This is a genomic window from Halococcus sp. IIIV-5B (genome assembly GCF_003602035.1).
GTDB classification, from domain to species: Archaea; Halobacteriota; Halobacteria; order Halobacteriales; family Halococcaceae; genus Halococcus; species Halococcus salsus.
Genome location: NZ_QZWE01000007.1, coordinates 104036 through 128723, shown reverse-complemented (window position 1 = coordinate 128723; position 24688 = coordinate 104036). Strand labels below are relative to the sequence as shown.

Annotated in this window: 18 protein-coding genes; 12 read left to right on the top strand and 6 right to left on the bottom strand. The window is 66.2% G+C overall.

All coding sequences use genetic code 11. The features are described from left to right. Positions 1–99: 99 nt before the first annotated feature. The 3 genes from nrdR to D3261_RS07340 are packed head-to-tail and all read left to right on the top strand — an operon-like array spanning position 100 to position 4038. Positions 100–591 carry a transcriptional regulator NrdR gene (gene nrdR / locus D3261_RS07350; RefSeq protein WP_120070895.1) on the top strand — a complete coding sequence of 164 codons (492 nt, stop codon included), beginning with the start codon at positions 100–102 and terminating at the stop codon, positions 589–591. Then, entirely contained in the window at positions 588–3020 is a 2433-nt protein-coding gene (locus tag D3261_RS07345; RefSeq protein ID WP_120070892.1) for a ribonucleoside-diphosphate reductase subunit alpha, read from the top strand. Before nrdR ends, D3261_RS07345 begins: the two co-directional genes overlap by 4 nt. Before the next feature lie 25 nt (positions 3021–3045). Continuing rightward, the gene (locus tag D3261_RS07340) at positions 3046–4038 is read left to right on the top strand and encodes a ribonucleotide-diphosphate reductase subunit beta (RefSeq protein ID WP_120070889.1); all 993 of its coding nucleotides are present in this window, start codon (positions 3046–3048) and stop codon (positions 4036–4038) included. 47 nt (positions 4039–4085) lie between these two features. On the opposite strand, the gene D3261_RS07335 is transcribed toward D3261_RS07340, so the two are convergent. Beyond that, positions 4086–4421, bottom strand: coding sequence for a multidrug efflux SMR transporter (locus D3261_RS07335; protein ID WP_120070886.1), 336 nt, complete (start codon positions 4419–4421; stop codon positions 4086–4088). A 142-nt stretch (positions 4422–4563) separates the two neighbouring features. Next, a complete protein-coding gene (locus D3261_RS07330; RefSeq protein WP_233553925.1) occupies positions 4564–5427 on the bottom strand; it encodes a DUF3891 family protein in 864 nt (287 codons plus the stop codon). A gap of 129 nt (positions 5428–5556) precedes the next feature. Here D3261_RS07330 and D3261_RS07325 point away from each other — a divergent pair, with 129 nt between their 5' ends. Together D3261_RS07325 and D3261_RS07320 are read left to right on the top strand one after the other, a co-directional pair. Continuing rightward, positions 5557–5955 carry a thioesterase family protein gene (locus tag D3261_RS07325; protein WP_120070883.1) on the top strand — a complete coding sequence of 133 codons (399 nt, stop codon included), beginning with the start codon at positions 5557–5559 and terminating at the stop codon, positions 5953–5955. 150 nt (positions 5956–6105) lie between these two features. Further along, the gene (locus tag D3261_RS07320; protein WP_120070880.1) at positions 6106–7299 is read left to right on the top strand and encodes a nitrate/nitrite transporter; all 1194 of its coding nucleotides are present in this window, start codon (positions 6106–6108) and stop codon (positions 7297–7299) included. A gap of 13 nt (positions 7300–7312) precedes the next feature. Here D3261_RS07320 and D3261_RS07315 read toward each other — a convergent pair whose 3' ends face one another. After that, positions 7313–7828 carry an SHOCT domain-containing protein gene (locus tag D3261_RS07315; RefSeq protein WP_120070877.1) on the bottom strand — a complete coding sequence of 172 codons (516 nt, stop codon included), beginning with the start codon at positions 7826–7828 and terminating at the stop codon, positions 7313–7315. Between the two features lie 103 nt (positions 7829–7931). After that, positions 7932–8768 (bottom strand): carbon-nitrogen family hydrolase, encoded by an 837-nt coding sequence (locus D3261_RS07310; protein ID WP_120070875.1) that lies wholly within the window; start codon positions 8766–8768, stop codon positions 7932–7934. On the opposite strand from D3261_RS07310, the gene D3261_RS07305 reads away from it, so the two are divergent. From D3261_RS07305 to D3261_RS07275, 7 genes are all read left to right on the top strand, one after another. After that, entirely contained in the window at positions 8767–9819 is a 1053-nt protein-coding gene (locus D3261_RS07305; RefSeq protein WP_120070872.1) for a S66 peptidase family protein, read from the top strand. The genes D3261_RS07310 and D3261_RS07305 overlap by 2 nt on opposite strands. A gap of 122 nt (positions 9820–9941) precedes the next feature. After that, positions 9942–10730 carry a hypothetical protein gene (locus D3261_RS07300; protein WP_120070870.1) on the top strand — a complete coding sequence of 263 codons (789 nt, stop codon included), beginning with the start codon at positions 9942–9944 and terminating at the stop codon, positions 10728–10730. 129 nt (positions 10731–10859) lie between these two features. After that, complete coding sequence (locus D3261_RS07295; RefSeq protein WP_120070867.1) at positions 10860–11879, top strand: lysylphosphatidylglycerol synthase transmembrane domain-containing protein; 1020 nt, start codon at positions 10860–10862, stop codon at positions 11877–11879. 132 nt (positions 11880–12011) lie between these two features. Further along, positions 12012–14099, top strand: coding sequence for a PQQ-dependent sugar dehydrogenase (locus D3261_RS07290; RefSeq protein ID WP_120070864.1), 2088 nt, complete (start codon positions 12012–12014; stop codon positions 14097–14099). A gap of 146 nt (positions 14100–14245) precedes the next feature. Continuing rightward, a complete protein-coding gene (locus D3261_RS07285) occupies positions 14246–16465 on the top strand; it encodes an alkaline phosphatase D family protein (RefSeq protein ID WP_120070973.1) in 2220 nt (739 codons plus the stop codon). A 166-nt stretch (positions 16466–16631) separates the two neighbouring features. Further along, positions 16632–17951, top strand: coding sequence for a dicarboxylate/amino acid:cation symporter (locus D3261_RS07280; protein ID WP_120070861.1), 1320 nt, complete (start codon positions 16632–16634; stop codon positions 17949–17951). Between the two features lie 648 nt (positions 17952–18599). Beyond that, complete coding sequence (locus D3261_RS07275) at positions 18600–21764, top strand: glycoside hydrolase family 2 TIM barrel-domain containing protein (protein ID WP_120070858.1); 3165 nt, start codon at positions 18600–18602, stop codon at positions 21762–21764. A 24-nt stretch (positions 21765–21788) separates the two neighbouring features. Here the strand turns inward: D3261_RS07275 and D3261_RS07270 are convergent, their stop codons facing one another. Beyond that, positions 21789–23474, bottom strand: a complete 1686-nt coding sequence (locus D3261_RS07270) for a glycoside hydrolase family 2 protein (protein ID WP_120070856.1) — start codon at positions 23472–23474, stop codon at positions 21789–21791. Between the two features lie 107 nt (positions 23475–23581). Further along, entirely contained in the window at positions 23582–24688 is a 1107-nt protein-coding gene (locus D3261_RS07265; protein ID WP_120070853.1) for an ABC transporter ATP-binding protein, read from the bottom strand.

Below are 24688 nucleotides of genomic sequence, written 5' to 3'. Positions count from 1 at the left end.
TGGGGAAGTTTTATGTGCGTGTGGTGGACACCAGATGTTGGGGTCGAGCGGGCCCACACCCGGTATGTGGGGCGACGACCTGCGGAGTGAGTGACAACAATGCAATGCCCGGACTGCGGCGACGACCGAACGCGCGTCATCGACACCGAGACGAGCGCCGACCGGATGGCCGTGCGCCGTCGGCGGGAGTGCCAGCGCTGTTCGTTTCGCTTCACGACCTACGAACGGCCCGAGTGGGATTCCCTCCAGGTCAAAAAGCGCGACGGGGCCATCGAGCCGTTCGACCGCTCCAAACTCCGTTCGGGCATCGAGCGGGCGGTGGAGAAGCGCCGCGTCACCGACGAAGCCGTGACGGACCTCGTCGACACGGTCGAGACAGGCCTCCAGAACCGCGAGACGCGGATCGTCTCGTCGGGGCTGGTCGGCGAACTCGTCTCGGAGCACCTCCGCGACGTCGACAAGGTCGCCTACATCCGATTCGTCTCGGTCTACAAGGCCTTCTCCGAACCCGAGGAGTTCCTCCAGGAACTCGACGCCGTTCTCGATGCGGAAGTCGATGATTTCGAACCAGCCGACCGACCAAACACATGAGCCAGCAAACCACGAACGCCGTCGACGTTGCATCGATCCTCGAGAGAGCACGAAGCGAGTACGAGGGAGCTCTCCCCGAAGCGGCACGCGACGACCTCATCACGGAGGTCGAACACAGCATCTACGAGGGGGCGAGCCCCGACGAATTCTACCAGGCGACGCTCCAGGCCCTTTCCGGACGCGTCGAGCGCGAACCGGCGTTCAAACGTATCGCCGGCGAGGTGTTCCGCCAGCGATACTACCGGGAGGTCCTGGGCGAGGACCTCACCGGCTTCGACCTCGACCGCGCCTACCGCGACACGTTCGCGGCGAACCTCGAACGCGCCGTCGACCTCGACCTCCTCGACGAGCGGCTCGTCGAGCGCTTCGACCTCGAGGACCTCGCCGACTACCTCGAGATCGATAGAGATGGCAAATTCGAGTACATGGCGATGTCGACGCTCTACCAGCGCTACTTCCTCAAGACCGAACAGAACGGCGAGCATCTCGAACTCCCACAGGCCTTCTGGATGCGGATCGCGATGGGACTGGCGATGGAAGAGGACGACCCACAGGCACGGGCGAAGGAGTTCTACGACGTGCTCTCGAAGCTGGAGTTCACGCCCTCTACTCCAACCCTATTCCACAGCGGGTCGACCCACCCGCAGCTCTCGTCGTGTTATCTGACGACCGTCGAGGACGATTTGGAGGGTATCTTCGACGCCTACAAACACCACGCACAGCTCTCGAAGTGGTCGGGCGGCCTCGGCAACGACTGGACCAACCTCCGGGCGGGCGGCGCGCTCATCGAGTCCACCGGTGTCGAGAGCACGGGCGTGATCCCGTTCCTCCGGATCAGCAACGACGTGACCTCCGCGATCAACCGTTCGGGCAAGCGACGCGGCGCGGCGTGTGCGTATCTCGCCTGCTGGCACCTCGACTACCCCGCGTTCACCGACCTCCGACGGAACACCGGCGACGAGCGCCGCCGGACGCCGGACATGAACACCGCGACCTGGATCCCCGACCTGTTCATGAAACGCGTCGAGAACGGCGAACAGTGGACCCTGTTCTCGCCGGACGAGGTCGACGACCTCCACGACCTCACCGGGTCCGCGTTCGAGCAGCGCTACGAGGAGTACGAGCGAATGGCTGAGGACGGCGAGCTTCGCCAGTACGAACAGTTTGATGCCGAGGAGCTCTGGCGGCAGATGCTCACCCGGCTGTTCGAGACCGGTCACCCGTGGCTCACCTTCAAGGACCCCTGTAACATCCGTTCGCCACAGGACCACGTTGGAACCGTGCACTCCTCGAACCTCTGTACGGAGATCACGCTCAACACGAGCCAGGACGAGACCGCCGTCTGCAACCTCGGGAGCATCAACTACGCCACTCACATCGAAGACGGCGAACTCGACCGCGAGTACCTCGCCGAGACGATCGAGACCGCGATGCGGATGCTCGACAACGTCGTGGATCTCTGTTTCTACCCAACTGACCGGGCCGAGAACTCCAACATGAAACACCGGCCGGTCGGTCTCGGGACGATGGGCTTTCACGACGCGCTGATGGAACTCGAAGTCCCGATGGACTCGGAGGCGGCCATCGAGAAGGCCAACCGCTGGCAGGAGTTCGTCTCCTATCACGCGATCTACAACTCCTCGAAGCTCGCCGAGGAGCGCGGGGCTTACGAGTCCTACGAGGGTTCGAAGTGGGACCGCGGACTGCTCCCCCAGGACACCGTCGACCTCCTCGAGGACGAACGCGGCCGGACGATACCGACCGAACGCGAGGAGACGCTGGACTGGTACGTCGTGCGCGAGCAGATCGAGGAACACGGGATGCGGAACTCGAACACGATGGCGATCGCGCCCACCGCGACCGTCTCGACCATCAACGGCACGACGCCCTCGATCGAGCCCCTCTACTCGAACCTCTACGTCAAGTCGAACATGTCGGGGGACTTCACCATCGTCAACGACCAACTGGTCTCGGACCTGAAAGAGCGCGACCTCTGGGACCAGGAGATGGTCGACCGGATCAAGTACCACGACGGCTCCATCCAGGAGATCGACGCCGTTCCCGACGAGCTGAAAGAGCTCTACCGTGGGGCGTTCGAGATCGACCCGCGCCACCAGCTCAACCTGACGGCCCACCGCCAGACGTGGATCGACCAGTCGGTTTCGCACAACGTCTTCTTCCCCTCGACCGACGGCTCGCTCCTCACGGACGTCTACGAGACGGCGTGGCGGCTGGGGCTGAAGACCACCTACTACCTCCGCACGCTCGGGGCCTCACAGATCGAGAAGTCCACGCTGGACATGTCCGAGTACGGCAAGACCCAGCACAGGGGTGGCTCCGAGGGGGTGGCCTCCGACGGTGGCCGGCCCGAAGACGAGGGTGACGACCTCTGTCGCGTCGAGGACCCGACCTGCGAAGCCTGTCAGTAACGACTATCACTTCCTACTTCCACCAATGCCGATCCTCAACACCGACGCCGAACACGACCCGAACAAGATCCTCCCGATCGACTACGACTGGGCGCGCGAGTACTACGAGGCCGGGGTCAACAACAACTGGGTGCCCGAGGAGATCCCGATGCAGGACGACGTCACCCAGTGGAACGGCGGCGAGCTCTCGGACGCGGAGCGCCAGCTCATCGAGTGGAACCTCGGGTTCTTCTCGACCGCCGAGTCGCTCACCGCCAACAACATCGTGCTCGCGGTCTACGACTACGTCACCGCCCCGGAGTGCCGGCAGTACCTGCTCCGACAGGCCTACGAGGAGGCCATCCACACGGACACCTTCATCTACTGCTGTGACTCGCTTGGCTTCGACCCCGAGTACCTCTACGGGATGTACGACCGCGTCCCGTCAATCAAGGAGAAGGACGAGTTCGTCGTCGACCTCACGCAAGTGATAGATCAGGACGACTTCACCATCGAGACCGACGAGGACCTCCGAAACTTCCTCCGGGATCTAGTCGGATTCTACGTCATCATGGAGGGCGTGTTCTTCTACGCCGGCTTCGCCATGATGCTGGGGCTGAAACGCCAGAACAAGATGGTCGGCATCGGCCAGCAGTTCGAGTACATCATGCGCGACGAGTCGCTCCACGTCGGGTTCGGCGTCGACCTCATCAACCAGATCCGGACGGAGCACCCCGGCGTCTGGACCGACGCGTTCGGCGAGGAAGTTGTAGACCTCATCGCCGACGCCGTCGAGCTCGAAAAGATCTACGCCTACGAGGCCTGTCCCGACGAGATACTGGGCATGAGCCCCGACCAGTTCGCCGAGTACGTCGAGCACATCGCCGACCGGCGGCTCGAACAGCTGAACCTCCCCGAACGGTACGGCACCGAGAACCCGTTCCCCTGGATGTCCGAGCAGGTCGACCTCAACAAGGAGAAGAACTTCTTCGAGACCCAGGTCACGGAGTACCAGAGCGGCGGCAGCCTGGACTGGTAAGCGGCCGTCCGCCGACGGTCGTGCGGTCGTGGAGACCGAACCGTTCTTCAGACGCCGTTTCCGCTCCCGGTGATCTCCAGACCGATTACCCCGACGACGATCAGCGCGATGAAGCCAAGCCGGGCGATGCTCGACGACTCGCCGAAGAAGACGATCCCGAGGAGGGCCGTCGCGCTCGCGCCGATGCCGGTCCAGACCGCGTACGCCGTCCCGATCGGGAGCGACTGAACCGCCTTCGCGAGGAGGACGACGCTGATCGCCATCGAGACGACGGTGGCGACGCTCGGCAGCGGTTCGGTGAACCCGTCGGAGAGCTCGAGGCCGATCGCCCAGCCGGTCTCGAACACCCCGGCGACGACGAGGTACAGCCATGCGGTGTTCATCGGTCGCGAGACGGACGCCGGGGTGGAGTGACTACCGCTTCGAACTCGATGGTCACCTCGTCTCCGCCGCTTCGCTGAAATCCGTCGTTCGTGGGTCGTTCGACATCGACGGCAGTCATCCCGAAAACCGTCTTTCCCGCGGTCAGCGAAGCGTGAAATCGGCCGACCGCTGTTCCGCACCGTAGAACGCCGCGACCAACTCGTTCTCGTCCACCGAGTCTCCGTCCAACTCGGGAACGGTTCGCGTCGGCACGGACACCGTGAACGGGGCGGTATCGAACGGCGATGGCTCCACCCCAACGGTCGATGGCCCGAGCGGTTCGATCGTGAGCGAAGCCGTCTCGGAGTCGCCCGTCGGCGCGGGGCCGACCGCCGTCCGTTCGAGCGAGGCCGAGCCACAGAGGTAGAGCGAGAGCACGTCGACGGTCTGCAACAGGAGGTAGTTCCGCCAGAGTCGGCTCCCCGCCGCGGACGCATCCAGTTCCTCGATGGTACCGGTCTCGTGGAGCTTCGAGAGCAGCTCCCGTTCGTCCGCCCCGGCGTACTGGCCGTAGCGGCCGTCCTGTAGCCCCGCGAGGCACTCGCGCTGAAAGCGCTCCTGCTCCGCGATGAACGACTCGTAGGGGGGCCGGTTCGATTGGTCGGGGATCGACGGGCGGACGCCGTAGCCACCTCGATGGAGTCCGGTCGCGTGCATCGACGTCAGGAGACACGCGTACGTGTCGACCGCCCCGACGGCTTCGATCCCCCGTGTGTAGAACGACACCCACTCCTCGTCAGGAACGTTCGTGAAGCCCCGGAGCGTCCCGTCGTCGGCGCGGTGCGGCCGCAGGTCGTAGTCGTGCCAGCCGTGGTCGTGGTGGGTCGCCGCGAGACACACCGCCGAGCACGGGGCGGGCTCGTCGAATCGCTCGTTACCCCAGTGGCTCGCCAACCGCCCGGAGAGCGCTGCGTGGTCCGGTTGGGTCACGAACCGATAGCCATCGCCCACCTCGGTGATGATCATCGTCTCCCGTTGGGCGAGCGCCCCGATTTCCCTTTCGGTGATACTCGTTCACTTGTTTCGGTCGCCGAACTCGATACAGGGCTCGTGAACATGGACAGGGTTACAAACGACTCGTGACGAGCGATCGGTGTGACCACCGACCACGACTTCGAGACCACGATCCCGGTTCGGTTCCGCGATATCGACGCGATGGGCCACGTGAACAACGCCGTCTTCGCGACCTACCTCGAACAGGCGCGCGCCGACTACTTCCGCGAGGTCGTCGGTGTGGGACTCACGGCGGTCGAGACCGTTCTCGCGTCGCTGACCGTCGACTTCCAACAGCCCATTTCCCCGGACCAGACGGTCACGGTCGGTCTCTCGGTTCCCGACCTCGGGGAGTCCTCGGTCCCGATGGAGTACGAGATCCGCCTCGAAGACGGGACGGTGGCCGCCACCGCGGAGACGGTCCAGGTGGTCTACGACGCCGAGGCGGAACGCTCGCGGCCGATCCCGACGGCGTGGCGGACTGCGATCGAATCGACGTGAGGGCACCGCTGGAACGATCGGTACGGAAGTTCGGTCGAGTGGCTGGCACCGTGACCCTCGGTGCTCGGCAGCGTTGACCACCATCGTTGGTGATGTAGCAAGGGTAAAAAACGCGCGACGAGAAGGGGACACAGGAGAATCAACTCGCTCGTGAACCTGCTCTCGATACCGAGACGGACGGTTGCCGACCTCTGGGGTGGCAGCCGCGAGAAGATGCTCTTCTCGGTCGCCTTCGGCTGGTTCCTCTCGATCAGTCTTCGGATGGTCTACCCGGCGCTGTTGCCCTACCTCCGTACCGACTACGGGCTCTCGCTCTCCACGGCCGGTCTCCTGCTGTCGGTGCTCTGGGTCTCGTACGCGTGCGGCCAGCTGCCCGGCGGGGTCCTCGCCGACCGGGTCGGCGAACGGCTGTTGTTGGTCGTCAGCTCCGTTCTCGCGGCGACGATGCTCACGCTCGTCGTCACCTCGGGTTCGCCCAGCGTTCTGTTCGTCGCCACGGCCCTATTCGGCGTCGGGACGGCGCTGTACGGCGTTTCGCGGTTCACGATCCTGGAGAAGATCTACCCGGAGCGCCTCGGGACGGCGACCGGGGTCACGATGGCCGCCGGCGACCTCGGGAACTCGGTGATGCCACCCCTCGCGGGTTCGATCGCGGTCGTCGCGGCCTGGCAGCTCGGCTTCGGGTTCGCCATCCCGCTGTTCCTGGTCGCCGCCGTCGGGCTCTGGGTGACGCTTCCGGAGCGCTCCTCGACGGGGTCGCCGACCGGGTCCTTCGGCCTCGAGGGGGTCGTCTCGACCCTCACGCGACCGAGCGTGCTGCTCGGAACGCTCCTGCTCGTCCTCTGGAGCGTGGTGATGCAGGCGGTGATCGGGTTCTACCCGACGTACCTCACCGACGAGAAGGGGCTCTCGGTGCAGGCCGCGACCGTTCTCTTCGGGTTCTTCTTCGCACTGGGGATCGTGTTGAAACCGGTCGCCGGGCGGGCGTTCGACCGGGTCGGCGTTCGCGCCCCGCTCCTCGTGTTCATGGGCGGGGCCGGGATAGCCCTCTGCCTGCTCCCGTTCGTCGGGGACCTCTGGGTGCTCGTCCTCGTCACCGTGCTCGCCAGCGGGCTCCTCGGCTTCGAGACGATCGTCATCTCAGACCTCACCCAGCGCCTCCCGGACGGTGCACAGGGCACCAACTTGGGGACGCTTCGAACGGTCTACGTCGGGTTCGGGGGATTGAGCCCGATCCTCTTCGGGGCGATCGCCGACCGGGGCTACTTCGACGAGGCCTTCCTGGGTGCCGGCGCGCTCGCGCTGGTCGTCGTGCTGGTCGTGTTCGCCACGATCGACTACTGAGTTCGCGAGCGGCTCACGACGTGCGCCGGTCCAGCGCGGCTTCCCGCTCGGTTCTCACGCGTTCGTCGTCGACCGAATCGTCCGCGACGAACCGGTCGAGCTCGCGTTCGAAGGTCGTCTCGTCTATCTCCCCCGTAACGTATCGTCGTTTCAGGGCTTCGAGTTTCTCCTCGGTCGTCGGCTCCGGTGGCGTGAGGGCGTCCGTGATCCCGAGTTCGTCGAGGACCGGATAGCGCTTTTCGGCGCGTCCGGCCGCGCTGCCGAGACGGTCGCTCTTCGGGAGCGAGAGCCGACGCAGTATCCCCCAACTGACGCCGACGGTGGAGACGGTCAGGAGGACGACGAGCACCGCGACGATCGGGAGATATGGAACCGCGAGGTCGGTGACCACTCCGACGAGCGACACCCCTGCCGTGAGCGCGGCGTAGACGACCAGACTCACGTAGCCGAGAACGACGACCAGCAATCCCCCGGAGACGAGCAGCGTCCCGATGGCGATGGCGAACGCGTTCTCCCGAAACCAGCCCATACGGTGTCCGTTCGGGAGCCACCTACCTATACTTCGTGTCCCGTTCGAGCCCGAGAGCAGGACGACCCCCTCTGAACACGACGTGGTCGTGGCGACGTCAACCTTAGCCGTCGGTCGGATCGAGTCGCCGGTCGTCTAGAACCGGAAACTCGTTTCGGGTCCGCTCGACGGCGTCGAGGTCGATCCTCGCGAGCGTGACGCCCTCGTCGGTGCCTGCGTTCGCCCGCGGAACGCCCCACGGGTCGACCACGAGGCTGTTGCCGGCGAGGTCGACCTCGCGATTCCGTCCGGTGAGGTTTGCCGCCGCGAGGAAGACCTGCTCCTCGACGGCCCTCGTTCGCGCGAAGAGGGTCCAGTGGTCGAGCCGCCCGTGTGGCCACGCCGAGGTGACGAGGAAGAGCTCCGCGCCCGCGTCACACAGCGCCCGATACAGCTCCGGGAACCGGAGGTCGTAGCACGTCGTGAGCCCGACGGTCCCTATCGAGGTGTCGACCACTTCGATCCGTTCGCCCGGCGTGAGGAGCCGACTCTCCTCCGATTCGTACCCGAAGAGGTGGATCTTGCGGTAGCTCCCGACCCGCTCGCCGCTCGGGTCGAAGAGGAGACTGGTGTTGTAGAGATCTTCGTCACTGGCCTCGACGATGCTGCCGGCGTGGAGGTGGATCCCCAGCTCCTCGGCGAGGTCGGCGAGCCGTGTGGCCGTCGGCCCGTCGATCGGTTCCGCGTGTTCCCGATAGCCGTCGAACGCGAAGTAGCCGACGTTCCAGATCTCGGGCAGCAGCACCAGGTCCGCACCGCGGTTCGCCGCCCGTTCGATGTACCGCGTCGCCGTAGCCAGGTTCTCCTCGGGATTCGGGTTGGGTTCGAACTGGACGAGCGCTATGTCTATCGCCATCGCGTGGAGAAGGACTATCACCCGAACCGTGAAAGGGGCTTCCATGCCCGAGTTCGTCGTTCCGCCGCCGGTCGAACCCGGCGACAGCGTGGCCGTCCTCTCGCCGGCATCCAACGCGCCCGAGAGCGCCCGGTTCGTCTACGAGTTGGGCCTCGAACGCATGCGCGAGGTGTTCGGCCTCGAACCGGTCGAGTACCCGACCGCCACCGCCGACCCGGAGTGGCTCGCGGGGAACCCCGCAGCCCGCGCCGCGGACGTGATGGATGCCTTCCGCGACCCCGAGATATCGGCCGTCGTCGCGAACATCGGCGGTCACGACCAGATCACGGTCCTCCCACACCTCGACGGCGACGTGCTCCGGGCGAACCCGACGCGGTTCTACGGCTGGTCGGACAACACGAGTCTGGCGCTCTTCCTCTGGAACGAGGGAATCGTCTCGTTCTACGGGGGCTCGACGCTGACCGAGTACGCGATGGACGGCGAGCTGTTCGCCTACACGGAGGAGTACCTCGGTCGCGCGCTCTTCGAGGACTCGCTCGGCGAGTGGCGCGAGGCGGACGTGTTCACCGACCAGGCCGGCGACTGGGACGACCCGCGCTCGGTCGAGACGAAACGTGAGATCGAGCGGTCGGACGGTCGGGTCTGGTGCGGCGGCGAGGCGGCCGTCTCGGGGCGGATCTGGGGCGGCAACTACTCGGTTCTCGTCGAACAGTTCCTCGCCGACCGATACCTGCCCGACGAGGACCTGCTGGATGGGTGTATCCTCGCGATCGAGACCAGCGAACTCATCCCGGATCCGGCGGTCGTGGGTGCCAACCTCCGCGCGCTCGGCGAGCGTGGGCTGCTCGACCGGTTCGACGGGGTGCTCGTCGGTCGGGCGGCCGCCCGCTCCCACGCAGTGGACAACCCGCCGGCGTGGCGGGCGGACTACCGGGAGCGCCAGCGGAACGCCATCGAGGACGTGTTCCGGAACTACAACCCGGACGCGCCGGTCGTCTTCGACTGCGAGTTCGGCCACACGTACCCGACGTGTCCGCTCCCGATTGGAGCCGAGGTCGAGCTCGTCCCTGAAACACGATCGCTCCGATTCGTGTAGAACGGTGCACCCTACAGCGGTGACGGATGGGGAGGAGGGAGGGTCGGTGGGAGCCGTATGGCCCGAGCCGGCACTCGATTTCGGATAGTCACGCACATGTACGCCCCTCGTCTCCCGTGGGTATGAGCGACGACACGCAGACCACGCTCGGCGGCGGGGAGGCGGCCATCGACGAGGGAGACGACGAGGACGAACCGCGGACGAACGATTTCGGCGACGAACTCGGTGAGCACGAGACCCGCGGCGGGTACAGCCGATACACCGTCTCCAGCCTGCTCCAGAAGGCGGTTCGGCGCTCGGACGAGGAGTGTGCGGCGTGGGCCGCGTGGGAGCTCACGCGCTCGGGCTACGCCTGGAACCTCTGGGACCGGCTCGCGCTCTACGTCGTCGAGGACCTCCGTGCCGGTGACGAGGTCGTGCTCCTCGTCCATCGATACGAACGGCTCGCCAACGACCACTGGAGCCCCGAGGAGTGGGAGGGCCGTCTCTGTGCGATCCACGCCGCGCTCGCCGCCGCCCGCGCCACCTCGACCCGGGAGGCGACCTACGCGAACGACTACTTCGAGAGGGTCGCCCAGGAACGCGCCGAGGCACGGCGTGCCGGTCGCGAACCCGCTGACGACTTCCCGGTCGGCGACCTCGAACCCGGCGGCGAGTTCGACGTGATCTTCGACCAGCACACCTACGAGGGGGCGAAGATGGACCGCAACGGCCGCTACTTCACCGTCCACGGTGCCCGGGTCGGCCCCGAAGGCGAATCGGATCTCGGCGAACGCTGGCGACGGCGGAGCCTCGACCTCGACGACCGCGAGTACACCGACGCGGAGCGCGACCACGCGCTCGCGCCGGTCGACCCGAAGAACCGATGGACCGAACCGGATCCCTCCGGAGACGACGAAGAGAGGGAGTAGCGACCAGATCGTCGCCGACCAGTCCCGGTGGTTCTTCGGTCTCGGGACTGCTCGACGAACGTAGACCTGACGGATAGCCGCGCAACCGATACGCAAAGTACATACTCCCGTTGCGTAGTTGGTACGTATATGGTCGAGAGTGGGCGGCTTCGGACCACGGTGCTCGGGTTCCTCGGAGCCGTGGTCGCGTTCGCCGTCGCGATCTGGGTCATCGGCCCGACCGAGATCTACGGGGCGCTCGTCATGAGCCAGCCGGCGATCCTCGTTGCGATCGTCGGCGTCGCGGCGTGCTGGCTCACGGCGTGGGGACTCTCGCTGCGAACCGTGTTGGACGCGCTCGACGCCCCCGTTCCCGCCTCGACGGCCGTGCTGGTCTTCGCCAGCGCCACGTTCGCCAACAACGTCACCCCGTTCGGCCAGGCCGGCGGCGAACCCGTGAGCGCGCTGCTCATCTCGCGCGCCTCCGACCGGGAGTACGAGACCGGTCTCGCCGCCATCGCGAGCGTCGACGCCCTCAACTTCGTCCCCTCGATCGGGCTCGCCCTGGTCGGTTTGGGTTACTTCGCCACCACGCTCACGTTCGGGGCGGACCTCACGCTCGCCGCCGGTGCCGTGGTCGCGTTCGCGGCGGTGCTGGTGGTGGGTGCCGTTCTCGGGTGGCGATACCGCTACCGGATCGAGCGCGGCGTCGTCGCGACGCTCGCACCGCTGATCCAACGGGTTGCCGAAGCCCTCCCACGCGTCTCACCGCCGGAGCCCGACGCGCTCGAAGCCCGCATCGAGGAGTTCTTCGCCGCCGTCGAACGGGTCGCGACGAGCCCACGGAAGCTGGCGCTGGCGTTGCTCTTCTCGACGATCGGCTGGGTGGGGTTGGCGACGTCGCTGTGGCTCTCGCTGTACGCGTTGGGTTACACCGTTCCGCTGGCCGTCGTGTTGGTCGCGATCCCAGCGGGGGCGATGGCGAGCATCACGCCGCTTCCGGGTGGACTCGGTGGCGTGGCCGCCGTTCTGGGGGCGCTCGTCGACGGGACCACGGTCGGTATCTCGGTCGCCACGATCGCCGCCGCCGTCCTCATCCATCGGGGGGCGACCTACGTGCTTCCGACGATGGTCGGCGGCGGCGTCGCGGCCGTGCTCGTCGACCGGTGATCTCCCCACACCATCGAGGTGGGCCCCGGACCGCCGAGTTTATGATTCCCAACGAACGTACTCGAAACGAGAAATGACTACGGAACTGGCAGAACCGTTCTTCCGGGGAACCGTATCCAGCGCCGGGGTCCGATGACGAACCCCGAACCCGACCACACGACGTCGAGACGGCGGTTTCTGCTGTCGAGCGCCGTCGTCACCGGGGCGAGCGCGCTCGGGACGGGGGCGCTCGGAACCGGGTCCGCCCAGTCCGATTCCCAGCCGGAGACCATTCGTCTGGGTGGTGAGATCGCGGGCTGGCAGGGCCGAGAGCCCGAGGCGATCGCCGGGACGACGAACCCGTCCCTCGAACTCGAACCGGGCGTGGCCTATCGGATCGTCTGGGAGAACCTCGACGGGATGGGGCACAACGTCGCGGTCCTCGACGAGGACGACGCCGTGCTCACCCGAACCGAGGTCATGAGCGAGGAGGGTGAAAGACAGAGCCTGACGTTCACCGCCCGCGAGGGGATGGCCCGCTACGTCTGCCAGCCCCACAGCACGTCGATGAGCGGGTCGATCCGCGTCGGTTCGGGGAGCGACGCATCGACGACGACCGCGGGCACGACGAGCGAGGGCGATGGCGAGAACGCCCTGATACCGACCGGCCCGGCCGTTCGGACCGAGACGGTGGTCGACGGTGGGCTGACCGCGCCGCTGGCGTTCGAAGTTCCACCGGAGCGCCGGGGTCGGTACTACGTCGTCGACCGTGTCGGACAGGTCTATCTCGCGGACGACGACGGGCTGCGCGAGGAACCGTTCATCGACGTGAGCGACCAGCTCACCGAGATCACGGCGGAGATGGGACTGTTGGGGCTCGCGTTCCATCCCGACTTCGCCGAGAACCGGAAGTTCTACCTGCGCTACAGCGCCCCCAGCCGGGAGGGGACCCCCGAGGAGTTCGACCACACCGAGGTCCTCGCCGAGTTCACGGCGAGCGACGACGGCACCAGCGCCGACCCCGACTCCGAGCGTACGGTCATGGAGATCCCCTCGCCGTACGACACCCACAACTCCGGCGCGGTCGCGTTCGGTCCCGAGGACGGTTACCTCTACATGGGCATGGGCGACGGCGGCGGTGGATACGATATGGGTATCGGCCACGTCGCCGACTGGTACGAACGCTTTGGCGGGACCTCGGGGCCGAACGTCACCGGCAACGGCCAGGACGTCACCGACAACCTGCTGGGGAGCGTGCTCCGGATCGACGTCGATGCCCAGGACGGCGAGAAGGCCTACGGCATCCCCGAGGACAACCCGCTCGTCGGCCAGGAGGGTCTCGACGAGCACTACGCCTGGGGCTTTCGCAATCCCTGGCGGATGGGCTTTTCCAACGGGAAGCTGTTCGTCGGCGACGTCGGACAGGAGCTCTACGAGGAGGTGAACGTCGTCGAGAAGGGGGGCAACTACGGCTGGAACGTTCGCGAGGGTAGCCACTGTTTCGAGCCGAAAAGCCAGACGACACCCGACAGCTGTCCGACCAGTACCCCCGACGACGTCCGAGGCGGGGAGCCGCTCATCGACCCCATCATCGACTACCCACACACCCACGAGGGCGAGAGCGTGGGGACGGCGGTGATCGGGGGCTACGTCTACGACAACGACGCCATCCCCGGTCTCACTGGCGACTACGTCTTTGGGGACTACCTGACGACGAAGGGCGAGGAGGGCACCACCGGCCGACTGTTCGCCGGCATCCGAAGTGACGACGAGTGGTCGATCGAGGAGATCCGCGTCGAGAACAGCGACACCGGTCGGATCGGTGCGTCCGTGCTCGGGTTCGGACGGGACAACCGGGGTCGACTCTACGTTCTCACGACCGCCCAGCCCGGGGAGGGCGATACCGGCAGCGTCTACCGTCTCCGTCCGCCCGAGAACGCTCAGGCCGCACGTTCGACGGCCGCTACGGCCCGGACTGCCAACGCGACCGGAAGTTCGACGACCGGTATCGGGCGTCGGACGACCGATGGGACGACGGCCACGGCGGGTTCGACGGGCTCGACGACCGCGACGGCGTCCGGCTCGGCGACCGAAGCCACCCCCGATACCGGTGGCTCGACGAACGGTTCGTCGGCGTCGGGCTCGAACGAGACGACCGGCTCGACAGGCCCCGGGTTCGGTGTGGTCGCCGCCCTCGTCGGCCTCGGTGGACTCGCGGTACGCGCCCTCAAAACCGAGTGAACCGGCCGGCGGTTCGTCCGGCATGGGATCACGACCCGCTCGGAACATCCCGACGGGTCGACCTGGCGAGGTGGACCCGATTTTCTCGACGCGAGTCGTTCGGTTGATTCATTGCGTTTTTATCAGTGCATCATCTCTTTCGAGTCATGACGACTGACCAACCGAATAGTCCACGACGGGCGTTCCTCCGGAAAGCCGGCATCGCCACGGCGGTCGCTACCGTCGGAAGCACCGGTATCGACGCCGCCGCAGCCGAGTATCGGGATATGCCGCCCGAGGTACCGCAGTCGGACCTCTTCGAACGCGACCCGTTCACGCTGGGTATCGCCTCCGGCGACCCCCTGCCGAACGCGGTCGTCCTCTGGACGCGGCTCGCCCCGGAACCGCTCGCGGAGGACGGCGGTATGGCCGACCGGGAGGTGCCGGTGAAGTGGGAGGTCGCGACCGACGAGGGGATGACCGATATCGTCTCCGAGGGCAGCGTCACGACGAACGCGCGGTTCGCCCACTCCGTTCACGTCGACGTCACCGGGCTGGAGCCGGACACCACCTACTACTATCGGTTCGAGTCGGGTACTTACCAAACGGCCGTCGGAACGACCGAGACGGCACCGCCAACCGACGCGGACCTCGATGCGTTCGACTTCGCGTTCGTCTCGTGTCAGGACTGGCCCAAGGGCTACTACACGGCCTACGACCACCTCGCCGAGGAGGACATCGAGCTGGTGGTCCACCTCGGCGACTACATCTACGGGAAGAACATCCAGACCTCGCTCGACCGGAGTCACGAACCCCCACACGAACTCGAGAGCCTGGGCGACTACCGTATCCGTTACTCCCAGTACAAGACGGACGAGAGCCTCCAGAAAGCCCACGCCGCGTTCCCCTGGATCGTGACCTGGGACGACCACGAGGTGGTCAACAACTACGCGGGTGACGACTACAAGGAGGTCCCCCACGACGAGTTCCTCGAACGCCGGACGAACGCCTACCAGGCGTTCTTCGAACACCAGCCGCTCCGGCTCTCGCGGATGCCCGACGGCCCGAACCTCCCGCTGTACCGTCGGTTCTCGTTCGGGAACCTCCTCGAGTTCAGCGTGCTCGACACCCGCCAGTACCGCGACGACATCGTCAGCGAGGAGGAGCGAACCGAGTCCCCCGACCGGACGATACTCGGGGACGAACAGCGGGAGTGGTTGCTCGATTGGCTCGACGAGTCGGGTCCGACGTGGAACGTCCTCGCGAATCAGGTCCTCATGGCGGAGATCGGTATCAGCAACGACTGGTGGGACGGCTACGAGGCGGACCGCCAGGCCGTCCTCGATACGATGGCCGGAACCGACGACCTGAACCCGGTCGTGCTCACCGGGGACATCCACCGGAACTACGTCTACGACCTCAAAGCCGACTTCTCGAACCCGGATTCACGAACGGTGGCGACGGAGTTCGTCGGAACCTCGCTGACGTCCGGGATGAACGGTACCGGGATCACACAGTACGGCCGCTCCGCCCGCGAGCCCTGGCAGCGGTTCTTCAGCGACCACCGCGGCTACGTGCGGTGTACCGTCACCCCCAACCGCTGGCGCTCCGACTACCGGGTCGTCTCGACCGTCGAGGACCGAGACGCGTCGGTACGGACGCTGGCCTCGTTCGTGACCGAACCCGGATCACCCGGCGCGAAACCCGTCTCCGACCTCCCGGACCGGCGGTCGCTCGAGATCACCGAGATAACACGGGGGAAGACCGACGGTGACACCCCGCTTTCGGTCACCGTCCGGAACACGGGCTCCGAGCGGGTCGACCTCTCGGGGTTCAGGCTGGGCTTCCAGAGCGGGGCGTTGCGGGTGCCGACGAACGACCCGGCCGACGTCTACACGTTCGACGGGCCGGCTCTCGACGCTGGCGATACGATCACGGTTCGGGCCGGGGAGGGCGAGGACACCGAGTCGGTCGTCTACACTGGACAGGACAGCGCTCCGGATCGGGCCGTCTTCGTCGCCGATTCCGATGGGGTCATGCTCGACGAGGAGACCTATCCGGAACTGGACAGCGGGACGGTGTCGATCCCGACCGAGACGAGGCGAACCACCGAATCGGCGACGGTCGACACCACCGCGACGACGCTGGCGCGAACGGTCGCCGAAACGGCTCGGACGGCCGCGACGCCCCGCGCGAAGACCGGTGCGGGTCGGGAGTCGGCGACGAACGGTTCCCGCTCCGGGGATCGGACGGAAGCGGCCACCGCCGAGAGTGCGAACACGACCGGCGGGGCCGACGGGGACAGCAGCACGACCGGGCCCGGGTTCGGCGTCCTCGCCGCGCTCGTCGGGCTCGGCGGCATCGCGCTCCGCCGTCTCCGGCGGTAGGTCGACACCGGCACCGGGGAACGCCATCCGGGCCGTCGCCCGACGGGCCGACGTTCGTTCCCTGCCACACGGCCCGGTATAAAAGATATCTAACGCCGATCGGGGGATATCCGAACGTTCGTTTTCCCGCCGAAGCGCTTTTAGTGTGTTCCAACATTCGAGTGCTATGGCAAACCAGTTCCTCCGCGTCTGGCGGCGATATCGGTCGGTGCCGATCGTCTATCGTATCGCGGCCGCGTTCGTTCTCGGCTCGATAGTCGGGCTCGCCGTCGGGCCACCCGCCCAGCGCCTCCAGCCGCTCGGCGACCTGTTCGTCCGGCTGCTCGAGATGATCATCATCCCGATCATCGTCTTCACTCTCCTGATGGCGGCCCGGCGGCTCTCGCCGACCAACCTCGGCAAGATCGGAGCACAGACGGTCCTCCTCTACCTGCTCACGACCACCGTCGCCATCGCGCTCGGCTTGGGTGTCAGCAACCTCATCAACCCCGGTTCGGGCGTGACGCTCACGGGCGGAAACGTCGACACGGAACAAGCACCGTCGCTCGGCCAGCAACTCCTCAACGTCGTCCCGACGAACCCGATCTCCGCGATGGCGGAGGGGAACATCCTCGCGATCATCTTCTTCGTGCTGGTGTTCGGCATCGGGATGACGTTGGTGCGGGAGGAGTCCGACGCCGACTCGTCGATCCGGGACGGCATCGACACGATATTCGAGACGGCCGAGGCGGGTGCGGAGGTGATGTTCAAGGTCGTCTGGGGGATCATGGAGTACGGCGTGATCGGCGTCTTCGCGTTGATGGCGGCGCTCTTCGGCGAGATCGGGGTCGAGGCCATCAGGGCGTACGCGATGTTGGCCGCGACCCTCCTCCTCGCGGTCGCGATCCAGATAACGGTGGTCTACCTGCTCGTTCTCCTCCGCGGGGTGGTCGGTGTCTCCCCGATCTCCTTCCTCCGGGGCACGCGGGAGGCGCTGGTGACGGCGCTCAGCATTCGCTCGTCCAGCGGGACCCTCCCCGTCTCGATGTCGAACGCCGAGGACAACCTCAAGATCGACGAGGGCGTCTACAGCTTCTCGCTGCCGCTCGGGGCCACGATCAACATGGACGGAACCGCGATGTATCTCGGCATCGTCGCGATCTTCGCCGCGAACATTGCCGGCGTCTCGCTGACCCTCGCCCAGCAGTTCTCCATCCTCGTCACCGCGTTGCTCGCCAGCATCGGGACCGCCGGCGTCCCGAGTGCGAGCCTCGTGATGATGACCGCCGTGCTGACCCAGGTCGGCCTCCCGCTCGAAGTCATCGCGATGATAGCCGGTATCGACCCCCTCCTCGACCGCCTTCGCACGATGAACAATGTCGCCGGCGACCTCGCGGTGAGCACCGTCGTCGGGAAGTGGAACGACGCGGTCGACCTCACGGCCGGTGTGTGGGCCGGCGGGGTCGGCGAGGGCGACGTGGTGGCGAGCGAAAGCGCCACCGACTGACCGCTCGCCGGGAACGCGTTTTCGGATGACTGTCGCTCATCGACCCGTGCCGTCGTGACGAGTAGCCGACGATAGGACGACAGCGACGCACATAGCCGACGGAGCCGCTTCGAATTCGATAGAAACCAGCAGAAAAAACGACTCGAAGTAGAAGGTGGTTGTGGGATCGATAGCTCTCGAAAGCCATATCTCTCGTCGATCGGGAGAATCCGTCTCTGAACACGGCAGCAAGCCAAATTTGGAAAAACGAAAGGTGTCACGCGGTCGCATCTCGACCGACGCGTCGTGGTTCGGTATCATCGAGTGATCTGTTGCTGGATGTGGCCTCAGACGTTCCGAGTGGTTCGAAGCCTCGACAACACGACCCTTGGTTCGTTTTCACGTTTCGTGGCGGTCGGTCCGACCCGCCGAATCGAACGATATCTCGTTGTGTGGCTCGATCGAGTGATTTATTCTGTCATTTTTCCCGATCGCTGGTGAAACGATGTCACCGCTGCTTCGCTGAGAGGTCGGTTTCCTCGGCCTCGAACGAACGACTCGGTCCTCGGAACCGGTCTGAATACTCCGCGAACACGTCTACTCGGGATCCCGGGAAGTAGCAACCGGTCCGGTGGAAAGGAATAACTACCCGTTCCGCGAGGTGTGGACATGGTCGCCGACTGGCTGGACCCGGAGGTTATCGGCAGAAACCGAATCGACCCCCACGTGCCCGTGGTGCCGTACGCCGACGTGGGGACGGCCGTCACGGGGGACCCAACCGCCTCGCCTTGGTTCCGCTCGCTGAACGGGACTTGGCGGTTCTCGCTCGTCGAAACCCCGGACGACGCGCCCGACGGGTTTCACGACCCGGACTTCGACGACGGTGACTGGGACGAGCTGCGGGTTCCGCGAAACTGGCAGACGGCGGGCCACGGCGAGCCACACTACACCAACGTCGTCTATCCGTTCCCGGTCGACCCGCCGAACGTCCCGACCGAGAACCCGACCGGCCTCTACCGCCGGTCGTTCACGGTCCCGGACGGCTGGAGCGAGCGGCGGATCCGGCTCCAGTTCGACGGCGTCGACTCCGCGTTCCACGTCTGGGTGAACGGCGAGCGGGTCGGCTACAGCGAAGGGAGTCGGCTCCCCTCCGAGTTCGACATCACCGAATCGGTCTCACCGGGCGAGAACACCCTCGCGGTTCGCGTCTACAAGTGGTCCAACGGCAGCTACCTCGAGGACCAGGACATGTGGTGGCTAAGCGGCATCTTCCGGGACGTCTCCCTGTCCGCGAGGCCGACGGTCCAGGTTCGCGACGTGGACATTCGAACGGAACCCGACGACGGGTTCGAGGACTGGACGCTCCGAGGTGTCGCCGACGTGAGCAACGTCGGCGAGACGGGATCGAGCGCACGGGTCACGGCGACCCTCCGAGACGGGGACGGGACGGAGCTCGGGGTCGACTTCTCGGGGACGACCGTCGCGCTCGACCCCGGTGCGACCGAGGAAGTTCGCTTCGAAACGGTCATCGAGGAGCCCGACCGCTGGACGGCGGAGACGCCAACCCGATACCATCTCACGCTGACCGTGACGGAGGGCGATTCCTCGACCGTCGTGAGCCAACCCGTCGGATTCCGGGACGTGACGATCGAGGGCGGTCAGCTCCTCGTCAACGGCGAAGCCATAACCGTCCGTGGGGTCAACCGCCACGACTTCCACCCCGACTGGGGCCGCACCGTCCCCATGTCCGTGATGCGTGAGGACATCGAGCTGATGAAGCGCCACAACGTCAATGCCGTCCGGACGGCCCACTACCCGAACGACCCACGGTTCTACGACCTCTGTGACGAGTACGGGCTCTACGTCCTCGACGAGACGGACCTGGAGTGCCACGGGCTGGAGAAAGTGGGCTCGACGCCACATCTCAGCGACGACCCGACCTGGGAGGCGACCTACGTTGACCGGATGGTGCGGATGGTCGAGCGCGACAAGAACCATCCGAGCGTGATCGGCTGGTCGCTCGGGAACGAGTCCGATTTCGGGGGCAATCACGAACGGATGGCGACAGTGACCCGCGAGCGCGACCCGACACGGCCGATCCACTACGAACCCGACGAGGACCAGCGGGTGTCGGACATCATCGGGCCGATGTATCCCCCCTTCGACCGGCTCGACGCGTGGGCGGCCGACGACCTCGACCATCCCGTCATCCTCTGTGAGTACGCGCACGCGATGGGGAACGGACCGGGGAACCTCCGCGAGTTCTGGGACCGCTTCGACGAACACGACCAGCTCCAGGGTGGGTTCGTCTGGGATTGGATCGACCAAGGGCTCCGACAACGGACCGACGATGGAGCCGAACGGTTCGCGTACGGCGGCGATTTCGGCGACGAGCCCAACGACGGGAACTTCAACATCAACGGCCTCGTCTTCCCGGACCGCGAGCCGTCGCCGGGGCTCGTCGAGTACAAGAAGGTGATCGAACCGGTCGTCCTCCGTGAAGCCGACCGCCGGCATGGGGAGGTAGTCGTCGAGAACCGGTACGACTTCCGCTCGCTCGACGGCCTCGACGCGTCGTGGTCCCTGCGCGCCGACGGGGTCGCGATCCAGGACGGCTCCCTCTCGCTCCCGGCGATCGATCCCGGCGAGGAGGCGACGGTCGAGGTCCCGGTCGAAGCCGACCGGCTCGATACGGACGTCGAGAACGTCCTCACCATCGAGCTCTCGCTCGCGCACGGGACCCGCTGGGCGAAGCGGGGCCATACGGTCGCGACCGGGCAGTTCGAACTCCCGGGCAGCGACCTCGGGACGCGCTCCCTCCCGGGACCGAGCCGCGAGACGCGGGGCCACCTCACCTGCGACACCACCGACCGGGGGATCGTCGTCTCGAACGCCGCCTTCAAACTCGTCTTCGACGACACGTACGGTCGTCTCGACTCCTTTCGGTACCGTGGTCACGACCTACTCGACCGGGGCCCGATGGTCGGGTTCTGGCGGGCCCCGACGGACAACGACCGCGGCCTGCCGCTCTCCCGAACCTTCCTCTCCCGGATGACGCGGATACACGAGACGGAGGCGACGGTCGAGGCGTCGGACGTGAGGACCGTGGGCTTCGAACAACTCTGGCGCGAAGCGGGGATCGACGACCTCCGGTTCCGCGCCGACGAGGTCGCCTACGAGGCGACGGACGGCGAACGGGTCGTCATCGACGTCGTCGGTCGGGTCGCACCGCCGATATACGACCACGGGTTCGCCGTCGAGCAGTCCTACACCATCGAACGCGACGGCTCCGTCTCGGTCGAGACGGCCATCGAGCCCGAAGGCGACCTCTCGATGCTCCCCTCGCTGCCTCGCGTCGGGCTCGACCTCACGCTCGACGGGAGCCTCGACCGGGCCACCTGGTACGGACGTGGACCGGGCGAGTCCTACGTCGACAGCAAGGAAGCCACGCTGCTCGGTCGGTACAGCCGACCCGTCTCGGACCTCCACACCCCGTACGTTCGGCCACAGGAGAACGGTAACCGGAATGACACGAGGTGGGTGGCGTTCACCGACCGACGTGGCGTCGGCCTGCGGGTTCTGGGGAACGACTCGTTCGACTTCAGCGCCCACCACTACGACACGACCGACCTGACGGCGGCGGAACACGACCACGAACTGCCCGATCGCGAGGGGGTCTCCGTCTCGCTCGACCACGACCACTGCGGGCTCGGGACCGGTAGTTGCGGACCGGCGACGCTTCCGGAGTACCGCGTCGAGCCCCAGCCATTCGCGTTCCGGTTCGACCTCCAACCGTTCGACCTCGGTGGCGACGACCCCCTCGAACGGCTGTAACGCGGTCCGATCGCCGACCCCCGTTCAGTTCGCCTCGTCGTCGAGCAGGCCCTGTAGCCGCCAGTAGGCCTCCTTCGGCCGCCTGAACTCGTCGACGATCCCCTTGTTGTTCTTGGTCTTCGGGCGTTTCATCGCCTTTCGAGGGTCCGTTCTGGTGTCGCAGTACTGCCAGACCGTCCAGCCCGTGACGTACTCGGCCGCCTCGAACGTGTCGATAGATCGTTCGAGGAGGTCCGCCTGGTACGTCTCGCTCCACTTCTGGTTGTCCCAAGTGCGTTCGTTCTGGATCGCACCGGCCCCGAACTCCGAGACGAGGATAGGTTTCCCGGGGTGTCGATCCCTGACTTCCTCGAGGAACTCGTCCCAGTTCCGGTCGTCCCTGTACCAGCCCCAGTAGGCGTTGAGACAGACGAAGTCGACGTACTGGAGGCACCGGTCCTCGTGGCCCCGCCAGTCGGTGTTCGAGGCCAACGTCAGCGGCCGCGAGTCGTCCCGCTCTCTGGCGACCTCGGCGAGCCGCCTCGTCGCGTCGGCGACGCCCTCCTGGTGGTTGTAACACTCGTTGTGGAGGCTCCAGGCGACGACCGACGGGTGGTGCCGGTCGCGCTCGATCATCTCACCGAGCATCCGCTCGCCGCGTTCGAGGACCTGCTCCCGAGCGAAATCGTCCGCGTCGTACTGCCAGTACGGGACCTCCTCGAGCACGAGGATCCCCCGCTCGTCACAGCGGTCGAGGAATCGTGGATGGTTCGGGTAGTGGGAGGTCCGAATCGTGTTGCAGCCCAGCCGTTCGATGATGTCGAGGTCGCGTTCCATCAGTTCCGGGGGAACCGCGTGCCCCCAGTCGGGGTGGTCCTCGTGTCGGTTGACCCCGGCCACGTCGACCGGCTCGCCGTTGAGCAACAGCGACCGCTCGGTGACCTCGACCTCGCGGAAGCCGATCCGGTCCCGGAGTTCGTCCTCGACACCGGTCTCGTTCGAGAACGTGGCCCGGACGTCGTACAACGTAGGGTCGTCGAGCGACCAGCGGTCGACGTCCAGCGCGAGTTCGAGCTCGTGCACCGACTCGCCGCTCGGGACCGTGACCGCCTCGCCGACCCGCTCGTCACCGATTTCGACGGCGACCATCCCCTCGGATGCCCCACCCGTGTTTCGGATGGTCACTTCGGCGGTCGCCGTCGCGACGTCATCGTCGAGTCGATACCGGACCGTGAGGTCGTCGAGGTAGCACGTCGGGACGGTCTCGAGGAAGACCTCGCGGGTGATACCGCCGTAGGGGAACCAGTCCGTGTCCGGTAACGGGAGGCTGTGGGGCGTTCGCGAGTTGTCGACCCGGACCGTGACGTCGTGTGTCCCCGCGTCGAGCCCCGACAGGTGTGTCCGAAACGGCGTGTAGCCGCCGTAGTGGGACGCGACCTCGCGACCGTCGACCCAGACGGTCGCCTCGTGTGCGACGGCGGTGAACCGAAGCAGCGCGTCCGTCGGTTCCCGGAGGTGGAAGTTTCGATGGTACCAGGCGGGACCCTCGTGGTCGTAGTGGTCGGGGGTCGTGTTCCAGGTTCCCGGGACGTACTGTCCGCCGTGGTCGTCGGGGAACGAATCGTCATACGCGTCCCGCTCACCGATATCGTTCGGGTCCGGAACGAAGTCCCAGCGACCGTCCAGGGAGCGATACGTCCGAGTCCTTGAGGTGGGAAATGCCCGCTGCATACGTGGCCTCCAGCGGGTGGGGAATTAAGTCTGCGTGTTCGCGTCCGGACCACGAGACCCGCGAACCGTGGTCGGACCGACCCGTCGATCGACGATGGGCCGACCGCTCAGATCTGCGTTCGCATCGAGTCGATCTCGTCGGTCTTCGTCTTGATCGCCTGACCGGAGTCCGACTCGAAGAAGTAGACGGCCTCCTCCTCGAACGCAAGGCCGACCTCGTCGTCGGGTTCGGGTCGGATCGAGGAGTCGGTTCGTGCGACGACCTCCTGCTCGCCGAGTTCGCCGTAGATGAAGTTCTCGTTCCCCATCTTCTCGACGACGGTCACGGTCAGGTCGTCACCCCGCTCGTCGATGGCGAGGTCCTCCGGGCGAACACCCATTCGTGCGTGCGACCGCTCGCCGAGGTCGAACCCGGAGAGTCGGTAGGTGAACCCGCCCGGTCCGGCGAGGCGGCCGCCCTCGACGGTCACGTCGAAGAGGTTGATGCTCGGACTCCCGATGAAGTCCGCGACGAACTCGTTCACGGGGTTCCGGTAGAGCTCCTCCGGGACGGCCGCCTGCTGAAGGACTCCACCGTTGAGAACCGCGATCCGGTCGCCCATCGCCATCGCCTCGGTCTGGTCGTGGGTGACGTAGATGGTCGTGACGCCGAGTTCGTTCTGGAGTTCCTGGATCTCGGTTCGCATCCCCGCCCGGAGTTTGGCGTCGAGGTTCGAGAGGGGTTCGTCCATCAGGAACACGCCCGGTTCGCGGACGATCGACCGTCCGAGGGCGACGCGTTGTTGTTGGCCGCCCGAGAGCTCGCCCGGTCGTTTTCCGAGGAGGTCGTCGATCCCCATCATCTCGGCCGCGCCCGTCACGCGCGAGTCGATCTCCCCGCTCGACAGTTGCGAGGAGAGTTTGAGACCGAAGCTCATGTTCTGTTTGACCGTCATGTGCGGGTAGAGCGCGTAGTTCTGGAACACCATCGCGACGTCGCGGTCGCGGGGGCGGAGGTCGTTGACGACCTCGTCGTCGAACTGGATCTCGCCGTCGGTGACGCTTTCGAGCCCCGCGATACAGCGGAGGGTGGTCGATTTCCCACAGCCCGAGGGCCCGACGAAGACGATGAACTCCCCGTCCTCGATCGAGAGGTCGAGGTCCTCGACCGCAACGATCGCGCTGTCGTCCGTGTCGTACTCCTTCGTGAGTTCGTTGATTTCGATCTGTGTCAT